At 71.9% G+C, this 20,332-nt stretch carries 18 protein-coding genes; 16 read left to right on the forward strand and 2 right to left on the reverse strand.

Annotated elements, in window-relative coordinates; genetic code table 11:
* Positions 1 to 251: 251 nt before the first annotated feature.
* The 10 genes from RBJ65_RS00580 (at position 252) to RBJ65_RS00625 (ending at position 12,088) form a co-directional block, all read left to right on the forward strand.
* A complete protein-coding gene (locus RBJ65_RS00580; protein ID WP_306321427.1) occupies positions 252 to 1,496 on the forward strand; it encodes a transposase in 1,245 nt (414 codons plus the stop codon).
* Between the two features lie 180 nt (positions 1,497 to 1,676).
* Positions 1,677 to 3,500 (forward strand): non-ribosomal peptide synthetase, encoded by a 1,824-nt coding sequence (locus RBJ65_RS00585; protein ID WP_306321426.1) that lies wholly within the window; start codon positions 1,677 to 1,679, stop codon positions 3,498 to 3,500.
* A 49-nt stretch (positions 3,501 to 3,549) separates the two neighbouring features.
* The gene (locus RBJ65_RS00590) at positions 3,550 to 6,606 is read left to right on the forward strand and encodes a beta-ketoacyl synthase N-terminal-like domain-containing protein (RefSeq protein ID WP_306321425.1); all 3,057 of its coding nucleotides are present in this window, start codon (positions 3,550 to 3,552) and stop codon (positions 6,604 to 6,606) included.
* Positions 6,599 to 7,759: a MupA/Atu3671 family FMN-dependent luciferase-like monooxygenase gene (locus RBJ65_RS00595; RefSeq protein WP_306321424.1), complete on the forward strand. Its 1,161-nt coding sequence runs from the start codon at positions 6,599 to 6,601 to the stop codon at positions 7,757 to 7,759. Before RBJ65_RS00590 ends, RBJ65_RS00595 begins: the two co-directional genes overlap by 8 nt.
* Positions 7,760 to 7,762: 3 nt before the next feature.
* The gene (locus tag RBJ65_RS00600; RefSeq protein WP_306321423.1) at positions 7,763 to 8,326 is read left to right on the forward strand and encodes a gamma carbonic anhydrase family protein; all 564 of its coding nucleotides are present in this window, start codon (positions 7,763 to 7,765) and stop codon (positions 8,324 to 8,326) included.
* A 20-nt stretch (positions 8,327 to 8,346) separates the two neighbouring features.
* Entirely contained in the window at positions 8,347 to 9,090 is a 744-nt protein-coding gene (locus RBJ65_RS00605) for a thioesterase II family protein (protein WP_306321422.1), read from the forward strand.
* Positions 9,071 to 9,868 (forward strand): transporter substrate-binding domain-containing protein, encoded by a 798-nt coding sequence (locus RBJ65_RS00610; protein ID WP_306321421.1) that lies wholly within the window; start codon positions 9,071 to 9,073, stop codon positions 9,866 to 9,868. The genes RBJ65_RS00605 and RBJ65_RS00610 overlap by 20 nt, the downstream gene beginning before the upstream one ends.
* Complete coding sequence (locus RBJ65_RS00615) at positions 9,868 to 10,368, forward strand: flavin reductase family protein (RefSeq protein WP_306321420.1); 501 nt, start codon at positions 9,868 to 9,870, stop codon at positions 10,366 to 10,368. The genes RBJ65_RS00610 and RBJ65_RS00615 overlap by 1 nt, the downstream gene beginning before the upstream one ends.
* Positions 10,369 to 10,415: 47 nt before the next feature.
* Positions 10,416 to 11,711: a homoserine dehydrogenase gene (locus tag RBJ65_RS00620; RefSeq protein WP_306321419.1), complete on the forward strand. Its 1,296-nt coding sequence runs from the start codon at positions 10,416 to 10,418 to the stop codon at positions 11,709 to 11,711.
* A gap of 74 nt (positions 11,712 to 11,785) precedes the next feature.
* On the forward strand, positions 11,786 to 12,088 hold the full coding sequence (locus RBJ65_RS00625; RefSeq protein WP_306321418.1) for a putative quinol monooxygenase: 303 nt from the start codon (positions 11,786 to 11,788) through the stop codon (positions 12,086 to 12,088).
* 16 nt (positions 12,089 to 12,104) lie between these two features.
* Here the strand turns inward: RBJ65_RS00625 and RBJ65_RS00630 are convergent, their stop codons facing one another.
* Positions 12,105 to 12,815: a methyltransferase domain-containing protein gene (locus RBJ65_RS00630; protein WP_306321417.1), complete on the reverse strand. Its 711-nt coding sequence runs from the start codon at positions 12,813 to 12,815 to the stop codon at positions 12,105 to 12,107.
* A 150-nt stretch (positions 12,816 to 12,965) separates the two neighbouring features.
* Between RBJ65_RS00630 and RBJ65_RS00635 the strand changes: the two genes are divergently transcribed.
* The 6 genes from RBJ65_RS00635 (at position 12,966) to RBJ65_RS00660 (ending at position 18,796) form a co-directional block, all read left to right on the forward strand.
* Positions 12,966 to 13,685 carry a Phenylacetic acid catabolic protein gene (locus tag RBJ65_RS00635; RefSeq protein WP_306321416.1) on the forward strand — a complete coding sequence of 240 codons (720 nt, stop codon included), beginning with the start codon at positions 12,966 to 12,968 and terminating at the stop codon, positions 13,683 to 13,685.
* A gap of 67 nt (positions 13,686 to 13,752) precedes the next feature.
* A complete protein-coding gene (locus RBJ65_RS00640; RefSeq protein WP_306321415.1) occupies positions 13,753 to 14,868 on the forward strand; it encodes a radical SAM protein in 1,116 nt (371 codons plus the stop codon).
* A complete protein-coding gene (locus RBJ65_RS00645; RefSeq protein ID WP_306321414.1) occupies positions 14,865 to 15,134 on the forward strand; it encodes an acyl carrier protein in 270 nt (89 codons plus the stop codon). Before RBJ65_RS00640 ends, RBJ65_RS00645 begins: the two co-directional genes overlap by 4 nt.
* Position 15,135: 1 nt before the next feature.
* Positions 15,136 to 16,362 carry a beta-ketoacyl synthase gene (locus RBJ65_RS00650; RefSeq protein ID WP_306321413.1) on the forward strand — a complete coding sequence of 409 codons (1,227 nt, stop codon included), beginning with the start codon at positions 15,136 to 15,138 and terminating at the stop codon, positions 16,360 to 16,362.
* Entirely contained in the window at positions 16,359 to 17,282 is a 924-nt protein-coding gene (locus RBJ65_RS00655; protein ID WP_306321412.1) for an alpha/beta fold hydrolase, read from the forward strand. Before RBJ65_RS00650 ends, RBJ65_RS00655 begins: the two co-directional genes overlap by 4 nt.
* Positions 17,279 to 18,796: a long-chain fatty acid--CoA ligase gene (locus RBJ65_RS00660; protein WP_306321411.1), complete on the forward strand. Its 1,518-nt coding sequence runs from the start codon at positions 17,279 to 17,281 to the stop codon at positions 18,794 to 18,796. The genes RBJ65_RS00655 and RBJ65_RS00660 overlap by 4 nt, the downstream gene beginning before the upstream one ends.
* Positions 18,797 to 18,839: 43 nt before the next feature.
* On the opposite strand, the gene RBJ65_RS00665 is transcribed toward RBJ65_RS00660, so the two are convergent.
* A complete protein-coding gene (locus tag RBJ65_RS00665) occupies positions 18,840 to 20,213 on the reverse strand; it encodes an FAD-binding oxidoreductase (protein ID WP_306321410.1) in 1,374 nt (457 codons plus the stop codon).
* Positions 20,214 to 20,332 lie beyond the last annotated feature (119 nt).

The following is a 20,332-nucleotide window of genomic DNA, read 5'->3' on the forward strand; positions in this document are numbered from 1 at the left end:
TCGCGTCACCACCGTGTCCACACGTATCGCAAGCGGTGATGAGACGGTCACGTGGCGCTGCGATGGCGAAGACACCGCAGCGCCCCCGAACCCGTACGTTGACCACCTTCTCGGCCGAGCCCCTGACCAGGAACGCTCTTCTCAGGCCCTGATGGCCGTCATCGTTGAAGCAACGGGAGCCGACCACTCTCATGATCACCCGCATCCCCCCATGTGAAGACCTGCTCACAGAGTTGAGCAGGGAAGTGTTCGTGTCCTTGCCACGGAGCGATCAGCGCCGAACCGCCGAGCAGCTCCTGCGGGGCATGATGACGACTCCGGGCCGCAAGACGGCCCGCAATATGGCGCTGCGCCTGGGCGACCCCTCGGCCGAGCAGCGGTTCCAGCACTTCATCGCAAAGGCGAGGTGGGACTGGGAGCCCGTGCGCCGGGCCCTGGCGGCCGCGCTGGAACGGCACTCGCCCGCCGTCGCCCACGTGGCCCACCCCTTGTTCCTGCACAAGGCGGGCAAGGGCTCCGTCGGCGTCCACGAACGGTTCGTGCCGGAACTCGGCCACCGGGTCAACGGGCAGTTCGCGTACGGCCTGTGGCACGCGTCCCGGAGCCTGTCCGTTCCGGTGGGCTGGCATCTGGAGCTGCCCGACGAGTGGCTCACCGACCCCACGCGCCGGGTGCAGGCCGCCATCCCGGAACGCATCGCGGCCGGCCGCGGCGGCGACGCGCTCCCGCCGACGCCGCTCGCGGATCTGACCGCGGGCCGCTCAGGGGCCGGGCTGCCGGTGATCGCCGACGCCCGTCGGCTGCGGCTGCCCGCGCTGGTCGAGGACCTCGCCCGGGCCGGGCTGCCCTGGCTCGTGCGGACCAGTGGCGCCCTCACCGTGCTGCCCGCGGCCGACTCCCGGTGCGGCGAAGGACCGCTCCCGGTCCACCAACTGCTGTGGCGCAACCACCAGTTGCGTCGCCCGCTCGACCCGAGGAACCCGCGCCGCACCGCCGTCGCCGTCCGCGTCCACCTGCCCAGGACCGAGGGGCCGTGGCGCGGCCCCGGCCCGGACGGGGAGGCGAAGCCGCTGACCCTGCTCGCGGAGTGGGACGAGTCGGCCGGGCGGCTGCGCGGTCACTGGCTCACCAACATCCCGGGCTCGACGGCGGCCCTCATGAGCCTGACCGCGTGTCTCGACCGGGCGCCGGAGCGGGCCGACGAGGTCGACGCCTCAGGGCTGCGCGACTACAGCGGCCGCTCCTTCATGGGCTGGCACCGGCACATGACCATGGTGTCCGTCGCCCATGCCCTGCGGGTCCTGTCCGGCCGGCCCACCTGGTCCGCCCCGCCGTCCGGGTCCGCCCGGCCCAGAGCGGCGGCCGGGGCCCTTCAGCGCGGTGGACATCACGCGAGGGCGGGCGAATACCGGCACGGCGGACATGCCAGGCCCGCGAGCCTCCTCGATGCGGAGCGCGTCGCGCTGCTGCGCTGGCGGTCCGTGAAGTCCTCCTGACCGCCGTACGCGAGAAGCCGTACGCGAGAAGTCGTACGCGAGAAGCCGTACGCGAGAAGTCATCGGCACATCCACGAGAAGTCATCGGCACATCCAAAGGCACACCCATGAGCACACCCATGGCCGCTCACCCGCGTCGATCGCCGGTGAGCACGCCCTCAATCAACGGAGGAACGATCCGTGCAGGCAGTTGACGCCCTCTTGCAGCGGGCGTGCGGGACATTCACCGACGCGACAGCGATCGTCTCGGGCTCCGGGTCCGTCTCCTACTCCGAACTGGAGGCGCGGGCCCGGGAGTTGGCCGACGAGCTGACGGAGCGGGGCATCGGGCGCGGTGACGTCGTCGCGGTCCAAGGGCGGCGCGGCGCCTCGGCGGTCATCGCGGTCTTCGGCGTGTGGCTGTCCGGCGCGGTCGTCATGCTCATCGATGACACGCTGCCCGAGGCCCGCCGGGAGGCCATGCTGGACTGCGGCCCCGTCCGCGCGGTCGTCGACTGCGCGGACGGCCGCCGGATCGCGCCGCGCTCCGCCCCGCAAGGCGTGCCGGTCGCGGACCTCGGTGACGAGGACTACGCCTACGTCGCGTTCACCTCCGGGTCCACCGGGCGGCCCAAGGCCATCGTCGGCAGCCACACGGGCCTGGCCCAGTTCCTGCGGTGGCAGTCCGCCGAGTTCGGCATCGGGCCGGAGGACCGGTTCGCGCACCTGACCAATCTCTCCTTCGACGTGTGGTTCCGTGACGCGCTGATGCCGCTGGTCTCGGGCGCCACCCTGTGCGTTCCCGAACAGCGGCACCTCGATGTGGCGGCGGTCGGGGACTTCCTGCGGAGCAACGGGATCACCGGGTTCCACCTGGTTCCCTCGCTCGGCAAGGTGTGGCTCTCCGGGCTCGCCGGGAGCGAGCCGATGCCGGGCGTGCGGCACTCCTTCTTCGCGGGCGAGCCGTTGGACGACGCGCTGGCGCGCGGCTGGCGGGAGCTCTTTCCGCACAGCCAGGTGGTCAACCTCTACGGCCCGACCGAGACGACGCTGGCCCAGCACTTCTACCGGGTCCCCGCCACCCCGGCCGCCGGGATCCAGCAGGTGGGCGAGAACCGCCCCGGATCACGCAGTTACCTCCTGGACGAGCACGGAAAGCAGTGCGACGACGGGGTCACCGGCCAGATCCACATCGCCGCCGACCACCCCACGCACGGCTATCTGGTCGACGGCCGGATCGAGCCGCCGTTCGTCGAGGTCGCCGTGGACGGGCAGCGGGTGCTCGCCTATCCGACGGGGGATCTCGGCCGCCGGGGCGTGGACGGCGGCCTGGAGATCCTGGGCCGGGCGGACGACCAGATCAAGATCGCGGGCGTCCGGATCGAGCTGCAGGAAGTGCGGTCGGCGATCCAGGCGCACCCGAGCGTCCGCGACGCCTACGTCTGCGCGCAGGAGGACCGGTTCGCCAAGGTGATCGTCGCCGTCGTGGAGGGCGACGCGGGCGCCGAGCGGGAGCTCCGCGACCACCTCGGTGACCGGCTGATGAGCGTCATGGTGCCCGGGGCCTTCCTCTTCCTGCCCGAACTGCCGAAGCTCCCCAACGGAAAGGCCGACCGCAAGGCGCTGGCCGAGACCGCCCGCCGCCATGTCGAGGAGCGCGCCCGGCGCGCGGCCGAGCAGCGCGCGGCCGCCCCTCGGGGCGGGGCGGTGGCCGAGCGTCTGGAGCGCCTGTGGCTCTCGGTGGCCGGAGGCGGCGCGGGGTCCCTGGCGGATCGCGACGCGAACTTCTTCGACGTGGGCGGGACTTCGCTGACCATCGCGGTGCTGCACACGGAGATCCAGCGCGAGTTCGAGGTCGGCTTCCCGCTGGTGCGGCTCTTCGAGTACCCCTCGTTCGACGCGCAGCGGCGCTTCCTCACGTCCCTGACCGAGCGGCCGCGCGCCCATGTGCCAAGCGCCGCGGCCACGGCGCGCAGGGCGGGCCGCGGCCGGGTCCTGTCGGCCCGGCGCGCCCGCCAACGCTAGGGCCCCTTTCAACACCCCTTATCAGCACCTCTCACCTCTAGGAACGACCATGGAAAATGACGACGAGCTGATCGCGATCGTCTCGATGGACTGCCGATTGCCGCAGGCCGGTGGCGTCGAGGAGTTCTGGCAGAAGCTGGTGGACGGCGAGAGCGCCATCCGGGACCTCACCGACGCGGAGGTCGCGGCGGCCGGTGTCCCGGCGGACCGGCGCGGGCGCACGGACTATGTGAAGCGGGCCGGGGTCCTCGACGGCGTCGCCGAGTTCGACTCCGCGTACTTCGGCTACTCCCCGCGCGAGGCCGACGTACTCGACGTTCAGCAGCGCCTGATGCTGGAGTCCTCGGTGACGCTGCTTGAGCGGGCCAATATCGACCCGCACCGCACCGAGAAGCGCATCGGGGTCTTCGCCGGTTCAGGCATGAGCACGTACCTCTTCGGGGCGCTGAGCCGCCCCGAACTCGTCGACTCGCTCGGTGAGATGGTCGTGCGGCACGGCAACGACAAGGACTTTCTGGCCACCCGGATCTCGTACAAGCTCAATCTGCACGGGCCCAGCGTCAATGTGCAGACGGCCTGCTCGACCGGGCTCGTCGCCGTGCACTCGGGCGTGCAGAGCCTGCTGTTGAACGAGTGCGACGCGGCCATCGCCGGAGCGGTGTACGTCCGGGTGCCGCAGGAGTCCGGATACCAGTACCAGGTGGGCGGGGTGCTGTCCCCCGACGGCGTCTGCCGGCCGTTCGACGCGGGGGCCAACGGCACCCTGTTCACCAACGGGCTCGGCCTCGTACTCCTCAAGCGGCTGCGCGACGCGATCGCCGACGGCGACCGGGTGCACGCGGTGATCGCCGGGTCGGCGGTGAACAACGACGGTGCGCAGAAGGTGAGTTTCACCGCGCCGAGCGTGTCGGGGCAGGTCGGGGTGTTGAGCGAGGCCCTGCAGATCTCGGGCGCCAAGCAGACCGACGTCACGTACATCGAGTCGCACGGCACGGGCACCCAGCTCGGCGACCCCATCGAGATCGAGGCGATCAAGCAGGCGTACGGCTACGACGGCGCGCCCTGTGGCATCGGCTCGCTCAAGGGGAACTTCGGGCACCTGAACATCGCCGCGGGGATCATCGGCCTGATCAAGGCGGCCCTGGTCCTCCAGCACAGGTACGTGCCGCCGACCATCAACGTCGGCGAGGTCAGCCCGGCGCTCGACCTCGACGGCTCCCGGTACTTCGTGACCACCGAGGGCCGGGCGCTGGACGGCGACGGCGAACAGTGGGCCGCGGTCAGCGCGTTCGGCATGGGCGGCACCAACAGCCACGTACTCCTCAAGAGCTTCGAGCAGGCCCTGGCGGAGCCCGCCGAGCCCGGTGAGTCCGCCGAGCCCGGTGCGTCCGGTGAGTCCGGTGAGCCCGATGAGTCCGGTGCGTCCGCCGACGGTCCGGCCGTCCTCACCTTCTCGGCCCGCACCGAGGACGCCCTGCGCGGTCAGGCCCTGGCGCTGGCCGAGCACCTCGCGGCGCACCCGGACGCCTCGCTCGCCCAGTACGCGTACACGCTGCGCGAAGGCCGCACCCGCCACCCCTTCCGCGCCTCGCTCGCGGCGGTCGACCGGGCCGAGGCCATCACCCGGCTGAAGGCCGAGCGCTACCACCGCGGCTCCGGGGCGGGCGAGCAGGAGATCGCGTTCGTCTTCGCGGGGCAGGGCACCCAGCGCCGGGCCATGGGCGCCGTACTCGCCGCGAAGAACCGGCAGTTCGCCCGCCGCCTCGACGAGGCCGTGGAGGCGGTCAACGCGCACCTCGACTTCGACGTACGGACCTGCCTCGGCCCCGACGGCCAGGTCGACGGCATCGACACGTCCATAGCCCAGCCGCTCCTGTTCGTCGTCGAGTACGCGCTGGCGACCGCGCTCGTCGACGCCGGGGTGCGCCCCCGGTACGTCCTCGGGCACAGCCTCGGTGAGATCGTCGCCGCGACGGTCGCGGGCGTCTTCGACCTGCCGGTCGCCGCCGAACTCGTCGCGACCCGGGCCCGGCTCATGGGCGACTGCCCGGGCGGGGCGATGCTCGCGGTCACGGACACGGGCCCGCTCGCGGACCTGCTGGACGACGGTTCCCTGTCGGTCGCGGCGACCAACTCGCCCCGCCAGACGGTCCTTTCGGGCAGCCACGAGGCGATCGAGGCGGCCGCGGCCCGGGCCGCCGATGCCGGTGTGCAGCACCAGCGCCTGGCGACCTCGCACGCCTTCCACTCGCCGCTCATGCGGGAGGCCGCCGACGCCTTCCGTGCCTTCCTGGGCACCGTCGAACTGCGGGCCCCGCGCATTCCGCTGGTGTCGAACGTCACCGGCCGGCCGCTCACCGAGTACGAGGCGCGCAGCCCGCACTACTGGGCGGACCACCTGCTGCGTCCGGTCCGTTTCACGGAGTCCGTGGAGGCGCTGCGCGAGGCCGAGGTGACCCGGTTCGTCGAGATCGGCCCCGGTCGCGCGATGAGCAATCTGGTCAAGGCCGCCTTCGGTACGGAGGCCGCGGGCCTCGAACTCGCCCAGGCCCTGGGGGACTCCGAGCACGAGGACGAGGCGTTCGCCGACGCCGTCGCGCTCGGCTGGGCCGCCGACCCCGAGGTCCCCCTCGCGCCCTACGCGAGCGCCGAGCGGATGACGTCCGTGCCCACGTACGCCTTCGACCGGCAGGTGCACTGGGTGGAGCCGGTACTCGGATTCGCCGCGCAGGACGCACCGACGCGGGTCCCGGCCCAGACACCGGCCCAGACACCGACGCAGGCCCCGACGGACACCCCGGCGGACGCTCCGACGGACGCCCCGGCGGAGGCGGCTTCGGCCGATGGCTCCGACGAGGCCACCGCCGAGATCCGCCGGATCGTCGGCGGCGTCTTCGAGGGCTTCCTCGGCGCCGCCGCGGCCGACACCGACAGCGAGTTCTTCGCGCTCGGCGGCAACTCACTGATGGCGATCCAGCTGATCAACAAGTTGCGCGAGACCTTCGAACTCGACTTCTCCGTCCGGGACTTCTACGAGAACAGCTCGGTCTCGGCGACCACGAACGTGATCAAGGCACTGCTGCTGGAGGAGCCCGCCCATGTCTGACAACTCCCTGCTCGAAGCCGGCCAGCTGGCCAGGCTGAAGGCCAAGCTGCGGGCCGGCGCCGCGGGCGAGCCCGAACCTCGTACGGAACAGGCGTCCACCCCCGCGACCCTGCCCGACGTCGGCGTCATCTTCTTCTCCGGCCTGAGCGGCGACAGCGATCCCTACGATCTGCTCCTTGAGGTGTCCCGGTTCGTCGACGGCGCCGGATTCGGCGCGATCTGGACCCCGGAGCGGCACTTCACCGAGGTCGGCGGCGCCTACCCGAACCCGGCGGTCCTCGGCGCCGCCCTGGCCATGATCACGAAGAATGTGCGGATCCGGTCGGGCAGCATCAACCTCCCCCTCCACAACGTGCTGCGCGCGGCCGAGGAGTGGGCGCTCGTCGACAACCTGTCGGGCGGGCGCGTGGACCTCGCGGTGGCGCCGGGCTGGCACGCGCGGGACTTCGTCCTCAACCCCGACGCGTTCGAGTCCCGGGGCGAGCTCCTCGGGCGGGCGAGGGCGGAACTCGCGAGCCTGTGGCGCGGAGAGAGCGTCGAACGGACCGACGCCCTCGGGGAGAAGCACGACATCCTCACCTTCCCCCGGCCCGTGCAGAGCGAACTCCCGCTCTGGCTCACCTCGTCGAAGAACGCCGACTCCTGGCGGTACGCGGGTGAGAACGGCCTCAACGTCCTGACGGCGCTCATCAACTTCGGCCCCGAAGAACTCCGCAAGCGCATCGAGGTCTACCGCGAGGCGCGCTCCCGGGTGGGGCTCGACCCCGACGCCGGTGTCGTCTCGCTGATGCTGCACACCTACGTCGGCGCCGACGCGGACGAGGCCGTGGAGCGGGTCCGACCCGCCATGATCGACTACCTGGGCTCCTTCGTCACCCAGCACGCGACCTCGGGCCAGAGCGAGTCGAAGGACAAGTCCCAAACCCTCCAGAACCTCGACAAGGACCGGGACGAATTCCTGGAGATGGTCTTCCAGCGGTACGTCTCCAGCAGCTCCCTCATCGGTGACGCGGCCGGGGCCCGCGGCACGCTGGAGAACTTCCGCTCGATGGGCGTCGACGAGGTCGCCTGCCTCGTCGACTTCGGGCTCTCCAAGGACGACGTACTGGCGAGCCTCGCCCGGCTCGCGCCCCTGCTGCGGAAGGGAGCCTGACCCGTGCGGACCTACAGCTTCCAGGGCGTCCGGCCACGTATCCACCCGAGCGTCTACGCCTTCGACGACGTCGTCGTGATCGGCGACGTCGAGATCGGGGCGGACGTCAGCCTGTGGCCCGGCGTCACCATCCGCGGCGACAAGGGCCCGGTCCGCATCGGCCGGGGCTCGAACGTCCAGGACCACGCGATGCTGCACTCCGACCCGGACTACCCGCTGACCATCGGGGAGAACGTCACGGTCGCGCACAGCGCGGTCCTGCACGGCTGCACGGTCGGCGCGGGAACGGTCGTCGGCATCGGCGCGACACTCCTCAACGGCACGGTCGTCGGGGCGAGTTCACGCGTCTCGGCCGGTGTGGTGCTCGGCGCGGGACCGGTCTACAAGGAGCGCAGCCTCATCGCGGGAAGCCCCGCGACGGTACTGATGGCGCTGAGCGACAGCGACGTGTCGTCGCTCGACGAGACCGCCGCCGAATACCGGGAGCTGGCCGCGCAGTACCGCGCGGGCCTGCGCCCCGTCGTCGTACCGGGTCATGAACGGCCCGAGGACCGAACCGATATCTGATGCGCCCTCATGGAGGGGTTGTGGAACCGCAGTTGCTGACCCGCCACGGGAACGGCCATCGCTCCGTGCTCGTCTGCTTCCACCACGCGGGCGGGGGCAAGTCCGCGTTCCGGGGCTGGCCGGGGCTGCTCGCCCCGCACCTGGACGTGGTCCTCGTCCAGCTCAAGGGGCGGGAGGACCGCACGGCGCAGCCGCTCACCGACGACCTCGGCGACCTCGCCGTGGAGATCGCCCGGGGCGTCTGCGCGCTGCCGTACGACGAGATCGTGCTGCTCGGCCACAGCATGGGCGCGACCGTTGCCTGGGCCGTCGCCGACGCGATCTGGGCGGTCTACCGGCGCCGGGCGAGGGTGGTCCTCTCCGCGCAGGCGCCGCCCCCGTACACCTCCCGCATCGGCGAGCGGGCCGAGCGGGAGGCCGGCCGGTCCCGCGGCACGGTCGGGGACGGGGCTGCCGACGCGTTCCACGCGGACATCCTCGCCGCCGACCTCGCGTGGCTGTCCCGGGAGTTCCCCGCGCTCGTGACCCGGCCGCTCCCGGTCGACCTGCACTGCGTCGCGGCGGAGCGGGACCGCCTCGTGCCACCGGAGGCGATGGCCGGCTGGGCGGCGCTCACCACACGGGAGTTCTCCTGCCGGACGGTGCCCGGCGGGCACATGTACCTCCTTGAGGACCCCGCGCCACTGATCGAACTCGTGCTGGAGCTCGCGCGGCGGGACGCGACGGAGGACACGGGGGTGGACCGTGTCGGGGTCCCGACGTGAAGGCGCGCCGATCCGGGTCGGATTCCAGCGCAGCACCCCGCCGTTCTCGTACGCGACGGCCGCACCGGACGAGCGGTTCGAGCCCATCGGCTACTCGGTCGACGTGGCGCGGATGACCCTCTCGAAGGTGTTCGGCGGCGCACACGCGACGCCGCCGTGGGAGGCCGTCGAGGTCACGTCCGCGACCAGGGAAGCGCTGCTCGCCGAGGGGCGCATCGACATCGAGTGCGGGTCGACGACCATCACCCGGGAGCGGCTGACGCGCTGCGCCTTCAGCAGGCCGATCTTCCGCACCTCCCACCGGATCGCGGTGAAGCCCGGCGCGCTCGCGGCGGCGTCCGCCGTCAAGGTGGTCGGCATCCGGGGCTCGACCAGTCAGGCCGCGCTGGAGAGCAGCGGGGGCGTCGGATTCCCCTACACGTTCGTCGGCGTGGACTCCATCGGTGCGGCCAGGGACGCCTTCCTGGCCGATCCGGGCATCGGGGCCATGGTGGCGGACGAGGTGATTCTCAGGTCACTCCTGGGGGGCGGGGAGACCCGGTCCGGCGCGAGCCTCCTCGACGTGCGGCTCGGCGGGGAGTGCTACGGGTTCATGATGCGGCGCCGCGACCGGGAATTCCTCCGTGCGGTCGACGCGGCATTGGAGCAGGTACTGACGTCCGACGAATATCCCGAAATTCTTTCCGCATGGTTCGTCGACAGCCTCCCAGGGCTCGGTTTCGGCCTGGGCATGGACATGGGCGACGGCACATTTATGAATCGGAACAGTTGGAATTGATGAGTACCACTGAAATATCGCTGCAGGACGCCTTCAAGGACGTCATGTCGTGTGTGGCCACCCCCGTCTCGATCGTGACGGCGCTGGCCAGGGACGGCGCCCCGTGCGGGGCCACGGTCAGCGCGTTCGCCTCGCTCTCGGTCTCTCCCGCGATGGTCATGGTGAGTCTCGACCGGAGGTCGAGCACGCTCGAAGTCATCCGCGAATCGGGCCGTTTCGGGCTGAACGTACTCGGCGCCGACCAGGCCGATCTGGCGCTGACCTTCGCGTCGAAGCAGGGCATCGGCAAATTCGGCGGGGCCCTGTGGAGCGTCGATCACGAGGTGCCGCGCCTCGCCGGGACCTCGGCCTGGATAGCGGCGGGCGTCGCCGGTCTCCAGGACGGCGGAGACCACGTGGTCGTGCTCGGACACGTCGAGACCGCCGAGAGCGAGGACGCGGAGAACAAGTCGCCCCTCGTCTATTACCGGCGCCGTTTCGGCACCTACCTCTCGTACTAGGAACTCGCACTAGGAACTCGCACTAGGAACTCGTACTAGGAACGCTCATGGCAAAACATGTAAGGATCGGCCTGCTCGGGTGCGGAACGGTCGGAGTGGCCTTCGCCGAACTGCTCGTCGAGCGGAGCTCCTCCGTCGAGGACATCGCGGACGTGAAACTCGACCTCGTCCGCATCGCCGTGCGCGACCCGGACAAGCCGCGATCGCCGGCGCTGGACAGGACACTCTTCACCGCCGACGCCGATGAAGTGGTGCGGGCCGACGACGTCGACGTCGTGGTGGAACTGATCGGCGGCACGGCAGCGGCCGGTGAACTGGTGCGTACCGCCCTGGAGTCCGGCAAACCGGTCGTGACCGCCAACAAGGAGCTGATCGCCGCCCAGGGCCCCGAACTGTTCGCCCTGGCGGAGAAGGCGGGCGCCGACCTGTTCTTCGAGGCCGCCGCCGTGGCGGCGGTGCCGATCCTGCGCCCCATCCGCGAGTCGCTGCTCGCCGAGGAAGTGCACAGCGTCGTCGGCATCATCAACGGCACCACCAACTTCATGCTCACGCGCATGATGAGCGAGGGCCTCTCCTTCGACCAGGCGCTGGCCAGGGCGCGGGAACTGGGGTACGCGGAGCCCGACGCGAGCGCCGACATCGAAGGCGGGGACGCTGCCGCCAAGATCGCGATCATCGCCTCGCTGGCGTTCAACCAGGCGGTCCCCGCCGACGAGGTCGGCAGGGAGGGCATCGTCGGCCTCGACCGGGAGGACATCGAGACGGCCGAGCAGTTCGGCTACGTCATCAAACTCCTCGCCGTGGCCGAGCGCTTCCCGGACGACGGCGCGGGCAGGGGACCGGTCAGCGCCCAGGTCTTCCCGGCGCTCGTCGACAGCAGCCATCCGCTGGCGAACGTCCACGACAGCTTCAACGCGGTGTTCATCACCACCGCCGCGGCGGGGGAGCTGATGTTCTACGGCCACGGCGCGGGCCCCCGTCCGACGGCCTCGGCCATCCTGGGCGACGCCGTCGCCGCCGCGGACCACTCGCTGCGCGGCACCCACCGGCGCGTCCCGGTCGGCCCGCCCGCGGAGCTGCGGCCCAGCCGGGAGCTGGTGCATCCCTACTACGTCCGGGTCGACATCGCGGAGGCGCCCGGCGTGCTGTCCGAGGTGACGGGGGTGTTCGGGCGCCACGGGGTGTCGATCCAGAAGGTCGACCAGCGGAGCGAAGGGCCGCAGGCACGCGTCGTGTTCATCACCTTCCCGGCGCCGGAACACGCGCTGGCCGGCGCGCTGAGCGAGCTGGCCGAGCACGACCAGGTCCGGGCGGTCAGGCGGGTGCTGCGCATCTGCTCCTGAACGCGTTCACCCGCTCACGTCACACATCAGTACACGTCAGTACACATCCATCACCAAGAGATCGGAACCAGGAAATGTCTCAGCCCGTCATGCTCACCATCGTCATCACCACACTCCCCGGCCACGGGCAGGAGCAGATCGACGCGTACGAGCGCCTCGCCCCGCTCGTACGCGCCGAGAAGGGCTGCCTCCAGTACGACCTGCACCGGGTGACCGGCGAGCCCGACCGCTTCGTGCTCATCGAGCGGTGGGACTCGCAGGAGGCGCTCGACGCCCACGACGCGACCCCGCACATGATCGAGGCCGACGCCGCAAGCCCGTCGTTCCGGGCCGGGCCCGCGCAGGTCTTCAAGCTGGACGCCGAGCCCGTGGCCTGAGCACGGTCAGGCCCGGTCAGGCGCGGGCGGTGACCTCGTAGAGCATGTGACGGACGTCGTCGGTCCCTTCGCGGACCGTGACGGCGGCCGTCTCGTGCAGCTCGCGGCCGCACTCCTCGGCGAGCGCGGACAGCGTGGACAGGTCGGCCCGGTTGCTCACATGCAGCAGGACCCGGCCGCCGGCGGTGGTGCGGCCCGGGGCCTCGCTCAGGAAACGGCGGTGGGCGCGGTAACCGGGGTCCACGTAGGCGCGCTCGTGCTCCGAGTCGTAGTAGTAACGGGCCGGTGCCAGCACGAAGTTCGAGTGCCAGTACACGGTGTCGTACCGGTCCTCGGCGTCGAGCGCGTCGAACAGATCGCTGTGCACGGCGCGGGCCCGGTCCGCCAGGCCGTGCCTGCGCGCGTTCAGCGCCGCGTTCTCCACGGCCTGTGGATTGACGTCGAGAGCCGTGACGCGGTCGCAGCCCGCCGCGGCCGCGGACAGGCCGATGACACCGGTGCCGCAGCCGACGTCCAGGAACGAGCCGTACCAGGGCTTCGGCTCCTGGCTCGCGAGGCCGAGCAGTTCCATGGCGGCGCTGGTGGCCGCCGAGAAGGGGGGCGCGAACACACCGTCCAGCAGGTCCCAGGTGCGTCCCGCCAACTCGAACGTCCGGGGCCTGTCCGGATGCTGGAGTGCGGCGCGGCTGCGCGCGATCGACCGCTCGTAGTCGGTGAGGTCCGTCATGCTCTCCCTATCCCGTGCTGTGCGGCCGCCGACCGCCGACACAGTGCCGCGGGCTCCGGCCGAGGTGTCCCAAAGGCCAATTGAGAGGCCACAGATCCTCGGCGAACCTGGGGTGGCTCAGCATACCGATGCGTTCGAAGGAGTCACGACGTGAGTTTCACCCTGCCTGACGACGAGGTCGTGGCGGTGCGCACACCGGAGGAGTTCCACTCCATGCCGGAGGAGTACCGCGAGGTCGCGTTGCGGCAGATGATGGTGAACACCGAGGGCGAACTCTCCGGCGGGGACGACTACATCCAGGTCTTCCTGCCCCTCGCGCCCAACGCCGAGGAGCGGCAGGTCTGCGCGGAGCGGGCCGTGGAGGAGTACGACCACTACAAGCTCGGCAAGCGCGTCCTCGCCGACCTCGACGTCGACACCTCGTACATGGAGAAGCAGCCCCTCTCCGAGCGCGAGCTGTTCGCCGACCAGACCCTGCACACCTGCACCACCTGGGCCGAGCGCGGCATCTTCTCCTACATCGGCGAGGAGACGGCGATGGTGATGATCCGGGAGTTCGCCGAGAGCAGCTACCAGCCGTGGGCCGAGGCCGTGCGGACGATCATCATCGACGAGAAGGTGCACATCGCCCACGGGGCGCGCGTGTGCCGCGCACTGGCGGCCACCGAAGAGGGCCGCGAGGAGCTGCAACAGGCCCTCGACCGGCTGTGGCCCACCTTCGAGCGGATCTTCGGCAGCTCCCGCTCCGAACGGGCCCGCCTCGCCGTGCGGTTCGGGCTCCGGAAGACCACCAACGGCCAGGCCCGCGACATCTGGCGGGAGAAGGTCACCCCCCGCGTCACCCAACTCGGCCTGCGCGTCCCGCAGTAGGCGTGACGGAACGCCGCACCCCCGTCAGCCGAACCGAACGTCAGCCGAACCGAGGAAGGGCCGCTCCGTGTCCGTGTCGCTGAACCTGACGTCCCGCCCGCTCTCCCGCAAGGAGGCCAAGGCGCGGACCGTCGAAATCCTTGCCGCACGCCCCGACTTGTCCGCACGCATGCACCGGATGCGCCGGCTCGGCCGCGCCGTGCGCTCCTGCGAGGTCCACCTCACCAACAGCTGCAACATCCGCTGCAAGGGCTGCTGGTACTTCGAGGGCGGCTTCGACACTGCGGTGCGCGAGGAGAGCGACCCGGAGCGCATCCGGGCGTTCGCCGAGCACCTCAAGGAAGAGGGCGTCACCCAGGCCACGCTGATCGGCGGCGAACCCACCCTGGTCCCGCGCCGCATCGAACCGTTCGTCGAGGCCATGCCGTACGTGACGATCTCGACCAACGGGCTGCGGCCGATGCCGCGCGAAGGTTTCGAGAACCTCGCGATCGCGGTGAGCATCTTCGGCGGCGGTCCGCTCGACGACGACCTGCGGGCCATCCGGGTCAACGGCAGCAAGTTCACCGGCCTCTTCGACACGGCGCTGAAGCACTACCGCGACGACCCGCGCGTCATGTTCATCTACGCCCTGTCGGAGGCGGGCGTCGAACACATCGAGCCGACCGTGCGCAGGATCGCCGAGAACGGCAACACCGTCACCTTCAACTTCTACAGCGAGCACGGCACCGACACCCCGCTGCGCATCAGCAACGAACAGCGCCTCCTCGAAGAGGCCCTGCGGGTACGTGAGTTGTATCCGGACGCCGTGATGAGCCACCCCTACTTCATCCGGACGCTCATCACCGGGCGCACCCACTGGGGCGGCACCTTCGGCTACGACGTCTGCCCGAGCATCAGCGTCGACCACCCCGCCCACAAGGAGCGGCTGCTCAACGGCAACCCGGTCATCCCCGGGTTCAACGCCTGGGGCGCCGACTACCGCACCCCGCAGTTCTGCTGCACATCGGGCGACTGCGACGGCTGCCGCGACAGCCAGGCGGTCTACAGCTGGCTGATGGTCAGCTCCTCCCGATTCCTCGACGACGAGGGGCAGTTGGAGCTGTGGCTGGACATCGCCGAGAGCTACTGGCGGCAGTGGTACTGGTCGCCCCTGCACGCGGAGAGGCGGGAACAGGCATGACCACCGCTGTCGGACGTGCGGACATCGAGGGCTACGTCGTCGGGGCGCTCGTCGAACTGGGCGTGGAGCGTTCCGCGATCGCCCCGGAGACGGTCCTCGACGACCTGGAGATCGACTCGCTCGACCTGCTGGAGCTGTGCCAGCAGATCCGCGGCGGCCTCGGCATCCCGGTACGGCCCAAGGACTTCGACGGCGTCGAGACGGTACGGCAGGTCGTCGACGTCTGCGCCGCCAGGGGAGGCCGCGGACGAGGCAGGAGCGCGTGAGATGACGCAGGAGTGTGTCGTCACCGGCCTGGGCGCCGTCACACCGCTGGGCGTCGGCGCCGACGTGCTGCACGAGCGGGCGGTCGCGGGAGAGAGCGGCGTACTCGACGGCATCGGGTACTGCGACGCCTTCGACGCGGCCGACGCCCTGCCCCACCGGCTCGTACGGCGCACCGACCGGGCCGCCCAACTGGCCGTCGCCGCCGCCGACGAGGCGCTCGCCAGGGCGGGCTGGGCGGCGGGCGACCTGCCCTATCCGGCGGACCGCGTCGCCTGCGTCATCGGCTGCGGACTCGGCGGCACCGCAAGCCACGCCGCCGAACTCGGCGTCCTGGAAGCCAAGTCGGCCGACGCCGTGTCGCCGCTGCTGATGCCCCGCATGATGGCGAACGCCGCCGCGGCCCAACTCGCCATGCGCTACGGCCTCACCGGCGAGAGCCTGTGCGTCACCTCCGCCTGCACCTCCGGGGCCCAGGCCATCGGCGCCGCCCTGAGACTGCTCGCCTCCGGCGCGGTGGACGCCGTGGTCACCGGCGGCACCGAGGCATCCACCTCGCCGGTCGTACGGGCCACCTTCCGCAACGCGCGGGCCCTGTCGGAGTCGGGGCGCTCGGTGCCCTTCGACCGCGACCGCGACGGATTCCTGCTCGGCGAGGGCGCGGGCGTCCTCGTCCTGGAGCGGTCCGACGCCGCCCGGCGCCGCGGCGCACCCCACTACGGCAGCGTCCTCGGCTACGGAGCCTCGTCCGACGCCCACCACGTGACCGCCCCCGACCCCGAGGGGACGGCGGCGGCCCAGGCCGTGACCCGCGCCCTGGCCTCGGCGGGGATCGGCGCAGACGCCCTCGCCTACATCAACGCGCACGGCACCGGCACCCCGCTGAACGACGCCGCCGAGGCCGTGGCGCTGCGCCGCGCGCTGGGCGAGCCGCTCGCCGCCGTCCCGCTGTCCTCCAGCAAGTCCGCGCTCGGCCACACGCTCGGCGCCGCCGGAGCCGTGGAGGCGGTCGTCGCGCTGCAGGCGCTGCGCCACGGTGTCGCACCCCCGACCCGCGGACTGCGCACCCCCGACGAGCGGCTCGGCCCGCTCGACCACATCGTCGAGGCCAGGAAGCTGCCCGGCGAAGGGCGGCGCCGGGTGGCCCTGTCCACCTCCTTCGGCTTCGGCGGCCACAACGCCGCCCTCGTCCTCGGGGCGGCGCCCGACGACAGCCGCGCCGCCGCATGACGGGCCGCCCCCGCTTCCCGCTCCTGGCCGAGCTCACCGCCGCCGACGGCACCCGCCTGGTGCTGCGCTGCCTGCGCGCGCCGGGCGAGCGCGGCGAGCGCGCGCCCGTGCTCGTCCTGCTGCCCGCGATGGGCACCCCGGCCCGCCAGTACGCACCCTTCGTACGGGCCCTGAACCAGCGGGAGTTGACCGTCGTCACGGTCGATCCGCGGGGCCACGGCGAGAGCACACCGCGGGCGGCGCGCGCGGTGCCCTGCGGATACCGGGAGGTCGTCGAACAGGACATCGGGGCGGTCCTGGAAGCCGTCCGCGACCGGCTGCCCCACGCGGAGCGGACCTACCTCGTCGGCCACAGCCTCGGCGGCCAACTGGGCCTGATCCACGCCGCGTTGTACGCCCCCGAACTCGCCGGCGCGGTCCTGGTCGCCGCCGGTTCCGCCTGGCACCGCTGCTTCCCGCTCCGTGCCCGGCTGCGCTGGCTCGGCGTGGGCGCGGCCGGCTCCCCGCTCGCCCGGCTCCTCGGCCACTGGCCGGGCGCCACCCTCGGCATCGGCGACCGCGAAGGGGCGCGCCTGATGCGGGACTGGGCCCGGCAGGCGCGCACCGGCCGCTACCGGGCCGAGGGCTCGCGGCACGACTACGAGCGGGCCCTCGCGGGCCTCGAACTCCCGGTGCTCGCCGTGGACGTGGAGGACGACGCCCTCGCGCCGCCCGCCGCGGTCGACCACCTGTGCGGCAAGCTGCCGAGCCGCTCCGTCACCCGCTGGCACTACCCCCGCTCCGCCGCCCGCGGCAAGCCGCTCGGGCACTTCCGGTGGGTGCGGCACAACGCGGCCCTCGTCGAACGGATCGCCGCCTGGACCGGGGCGGAAGAACCCGAACCACCGACCCCACCGCGTACACGGGAGACCGCACGATGACGACGACCGGAGCCATGGACTCCCTGGCCGGCCTGATCACCCGGGCCGCCGCCGCGCACCCTTCACGCCGCGCCGTCCGCCTCGACGAAGAGACGCTCTCCTACGCGGAGTTGGACGAGCTGAGTTCGAGGGCCGCGGCCGTCCTGGAGGGGCGGGGCGTGGGCCGGGGCGACCGCGTCGCGCTGATGCTGCCGAACGTGCCGCAGTTCGCCGTGCTCTACTACGCGATCCTCAAGGCCGGCGCCGTGGTCGTGCCCGTCAACCCGCTCCTGAAGGCCGACGAGATCGCCCACTGCCTGCGGGACTGCGGGGCCGCGCTGCTGGTGCCCTGGCGCTCCGCGGCCCACGAGGGACAGCGGGCGGCCCGGCGCTGCGGCGTCCCGGTCTGGACCGCCCACCGCGACGGCCTGCGGGACCAACTGGCGTCCGTACGACCACAGTTGACGCCCGTGCCGCGCACTCCCGAGGACACGGCGGTGATCCTCTACACCTCGGGCACCACAGGGCGCCCCAAGGGCGCCGAGCTGACCCACGCGAACATCCTGCGCAACACCGGGGAGGCCGCCACCGACGTGCTGCGGCTCACCCCGCAGGACGTCATCTTCGGCGGACTGCCCCTGTTCCACTCCTTCGGGCAGGTGATCGGCCTCAACTGCGCGGTGCGGTCCGGGGCGTGCCTCACCCTCCTCGACCGCTTCGACGCCGAGCGGGCGGCCGCCGTCATCGCCCGGGACCGGGTGACCGTGATGGCGGCCGTGCCCACCATCTACACCATGCTCCTCGCCCTGCCTCCCGAAGCCCGCCCCACCGCCCCCACCGTGCGCGTCGCCGTCAGCGGCGGGGCGCCGCTGCCCGGGGAGGTGCTGCGCGGCTTCGAGGAGACGTACGGAGCGCCGGTCCTGGAGGGCTACGGCCTCTCCGAGTCCTCCCCGCTGGCCTGCATCAACCGCATCGACGCCGAACGCAGGCCGGGCACCATCGGCCGCCCGATCGGCGGGGTGCGCATGCGGATCACGGACGCCCGGGGACGGGAGCTCCCCGACGGGACGGTCGGCGAGATCCGGATCAGCGGGCACAACGTCATGAAGGGGTACTGGAACCGTCCCGGCGCCACCGCCGACGTCCTGCACGACGGCTGGCTGCGCACCGGCGACCTCGGCACCCGCGCCCCCGACGGCTGCTTCACCGTGGTGGGCCGCACCAGGGAGGTCATCCTCCGCGGCGGCATGAACGTCTACCCGCGCGAGGTCGAGGACGTCCTCTACCGGCACCCGGCGGTCGCAGAGGCCGCGGTCGTCCCCGTACCCGACGAGACGTACGGCGAGGAGGTCGGCGCGGCCGTGGTCCTCAAGCCGGACCACAGCGCGACGGAGCCGGAGCTGCGCGAGTTCGTCCGGTCCCGGGTGGCGGCCTACAAGTACCCCCGCCACATCTGGTTCCCGTCCGCGCTCCCCAAGGGGGCCACGGGCAAGATCCTGAAGCGGGCGGTGAAACCGCCCGCCCCGACCAGGTGAACACCCCGACCAGGTGAACACCCCGGCTACGTGAACACCCCGGCTACGTGAACACCTTGCCCGGGTTGAAGATCCCGGCAGGGTCGAGCGCCCCCTTGACGGACCGGTGCAGTGCCAGCACCTCCGGGCCCACCTCGGCGGCGAGCCCGCGCATCTTCAACAGGCCCACCCCGTGCTCCCCGGTGACGGTGCCGCCCAACGACAGGGCCTCGTCCACCACCCGCTCCAGCGCGGCATGCCCCCGGGCCCGCCCCTCGTCGTCCCCCGCCGGCACCACGGTCATCGGGTGCAGGTTCCCGTCCCCGGCGTGGGCGAGCGTGGCGATGGTGACGCCGTGGGCCGCCGCCACCTTCTCGACCCGGCCCAGCATCTCGGGCACCAGCATCCGCGGCACGCACACGTCCTCGGTGAGCACCGCCCCGAGCCGTTCAAGCGCCGGGTAGGCCAGGCGCCGCGCGGCGAACAACGCCTCCGCCTCGGCCTCGTCGGTGGAGCGGGCGCTCCAGGTGGCGCCGCCCCGCTCGAAGCAGCCGAGCACCTCCTCGGCCTCCTCGTCACCGGCCTGCCCCGGCGCGTCGCAGCGCGCGAGCAGCAGCACGTCGCCGGTCTCGGTCAGGCCCATCCGCTTCCAGTCGTCGACGGCCTTCAGGCAGTGCCGGTCGACCAGTTCGAGGGCGCTGGGCGTCACCCCCGACGCGGTCACCTCGGCGACGGCGCGGCCCGCGGCGGCGAGCCCGTCGAACGCGCCGACGACGGTGCGCTGCGGGGCGGGGGCGCCGCGCAGCCGCAGCGTCACCTCGGTGACCAGGCCCAGGGTGCCCTCGGAGCCCACCATCAGGCCGGTCAGGTCGTACCCGGCCACGCCCTTGGCGGTGCTCCGGCCGAGGCGGACCACGTCGCCGCGCCCCATGACGGCCTGCATGCCGAGCACATAGTCGCGGGTCACCCCGTACTTCACGCAGCACACGCCGCCGGCGTTGGTGGAGACGTTGCCGCCGATCGTGGACCAGGGCGCGCTCGCCGGGTCCGGCGGGTACCACAGGCCGTGCCGGGCGGCCTCCTTGCGCAACTCCTCGTTGACCACGCCGGGTTGGACCACGGCGAGGCGTTCGTCCGCGTCGATGCGCAGGATGGCGTTCATCGCCTCGAACGACACCACCACGCACCCGGGGACCGCGTTGGCGCCCCCGGAGAGGCCGGTCCCGGCGCCGCGGCCGACGACCGGGATGCCGTGTGCGGCGCAGAAGGCGACGACGCGTGCCACCTCCTCGGTGTCGTGGGGCCGCACCACCGCCGCGGGCACGGTGAACGGGGCGCGCTCCGCCTCGTCGCGCGCGTACGAAGAGAGCACGTCCGCATCCGTGAGGAAGCGGTCCGGAGGAAGGGTGCCTGCCAGCTCGGGAAGTAGCGAATTCATTCCGGAAGATTATTTTTCGGCGGGCCGATCCCTCAAGGGAACAAGGGCACTTGGGGGGTGTACCAAAGGCCAATTGCCGCGCTCCGACGCCGCGTGAAAGCTTCGTCGAAGGTACCGCA

The organism is Streptomyces sp. KL109B, assembly GCF_030766935.1.
Taxonomy (GTDB): Bacteria; Actinomycetota; Actinomycetes; order Streptomycetales; family Streptomycetaceae; genus Streptomyces.

What these genes read in the sequence shown, in the direction of transcription:
- RBJ65_RS00595 (WP_306321424.1), top strand. Translation starts at nt 6,599, where the DNA reads ATGTCTGACAACTCCCTGCTCGAAGCCGGCCAGCTGGCCAGGCTGAAG.
- RBJ65_RS00655 (WP_306321412.1), top strand. Translation starts at nt 16,359, where the DNA reads ATGACGGGCCGCCCCCGCTTCCCGCTCCTGGCCGAGCTCACCGCCGCC.
- RBJ65_RS00625 (WP_306321418.1), top strand. Translation starts at nt 11,786, where the DNA reads ATGTCTCAGCCCGTCATGCTCACCATCGTCATCACCACACTCCCCGGC.
- RBJ65_RS00650 (WP_306321413.1), top strand. Translation starts at nt 15,136, where the DNA reads ATGACGCAGGAGTGTGTCGTCACCGGCCTGGGCGCCGTCACACCGCTG.
- RBJ65_RS00645 (WP_306321414.1), top strand. Translation starts at nt 14,865, where the DNA reads ATGACCACCGCTGTCGGACGTGCGGACATCGAGGGCTACGTCGTCGGG.
- RBJ65_RS00660 (WP_306321411.1), top strand. Translation starts at nt 17,279, where the DNA reads ATGACGACGACCGGAGCCATGGACTCCCTGGCCGGCCTGATCACCCGG.
- RBJ65_RS00615 (WP_306321420.1), top strand. Translation starts at nt 9,868, where the DNA reads ATGAGTACCACTGAAATATCGCTGCAGGACGCCTTCAAGGACGTCATG.
- RBJ65_RS00665 (WP_306321410.1), bottom strand. Translation starts at nt 20,213, where the DNA reads ATGAATTCGCTACTTCCCGAGCTGGCAGGCACCCTTCCTCCGGACCGC.
- RBJ65_RS00590 (WP_306321425.1), top strand. Translation starts at nt 3,550, where the DNA reads ATGGAAAATGACGACGAGCTGATCGCGATCGTCTCGATGGACTGCCGA.
- RBJ65_RS00620 (WP_306321419.1), top strand. Translation starts at nt 10,416, where the DNA reads ATGGCAAAACATGTAAGGATCGGCCTGCTCGGGTGCGGAACGGTCGGA.
- RBJ65_RS00630 (WP_306321417.1), bottom strand. Translation starts at nt 12,815, where the DNA reads ATGACGGACCTCACCGACTACGAGCGGTCGATCGCGCGCAGCCGCGCC.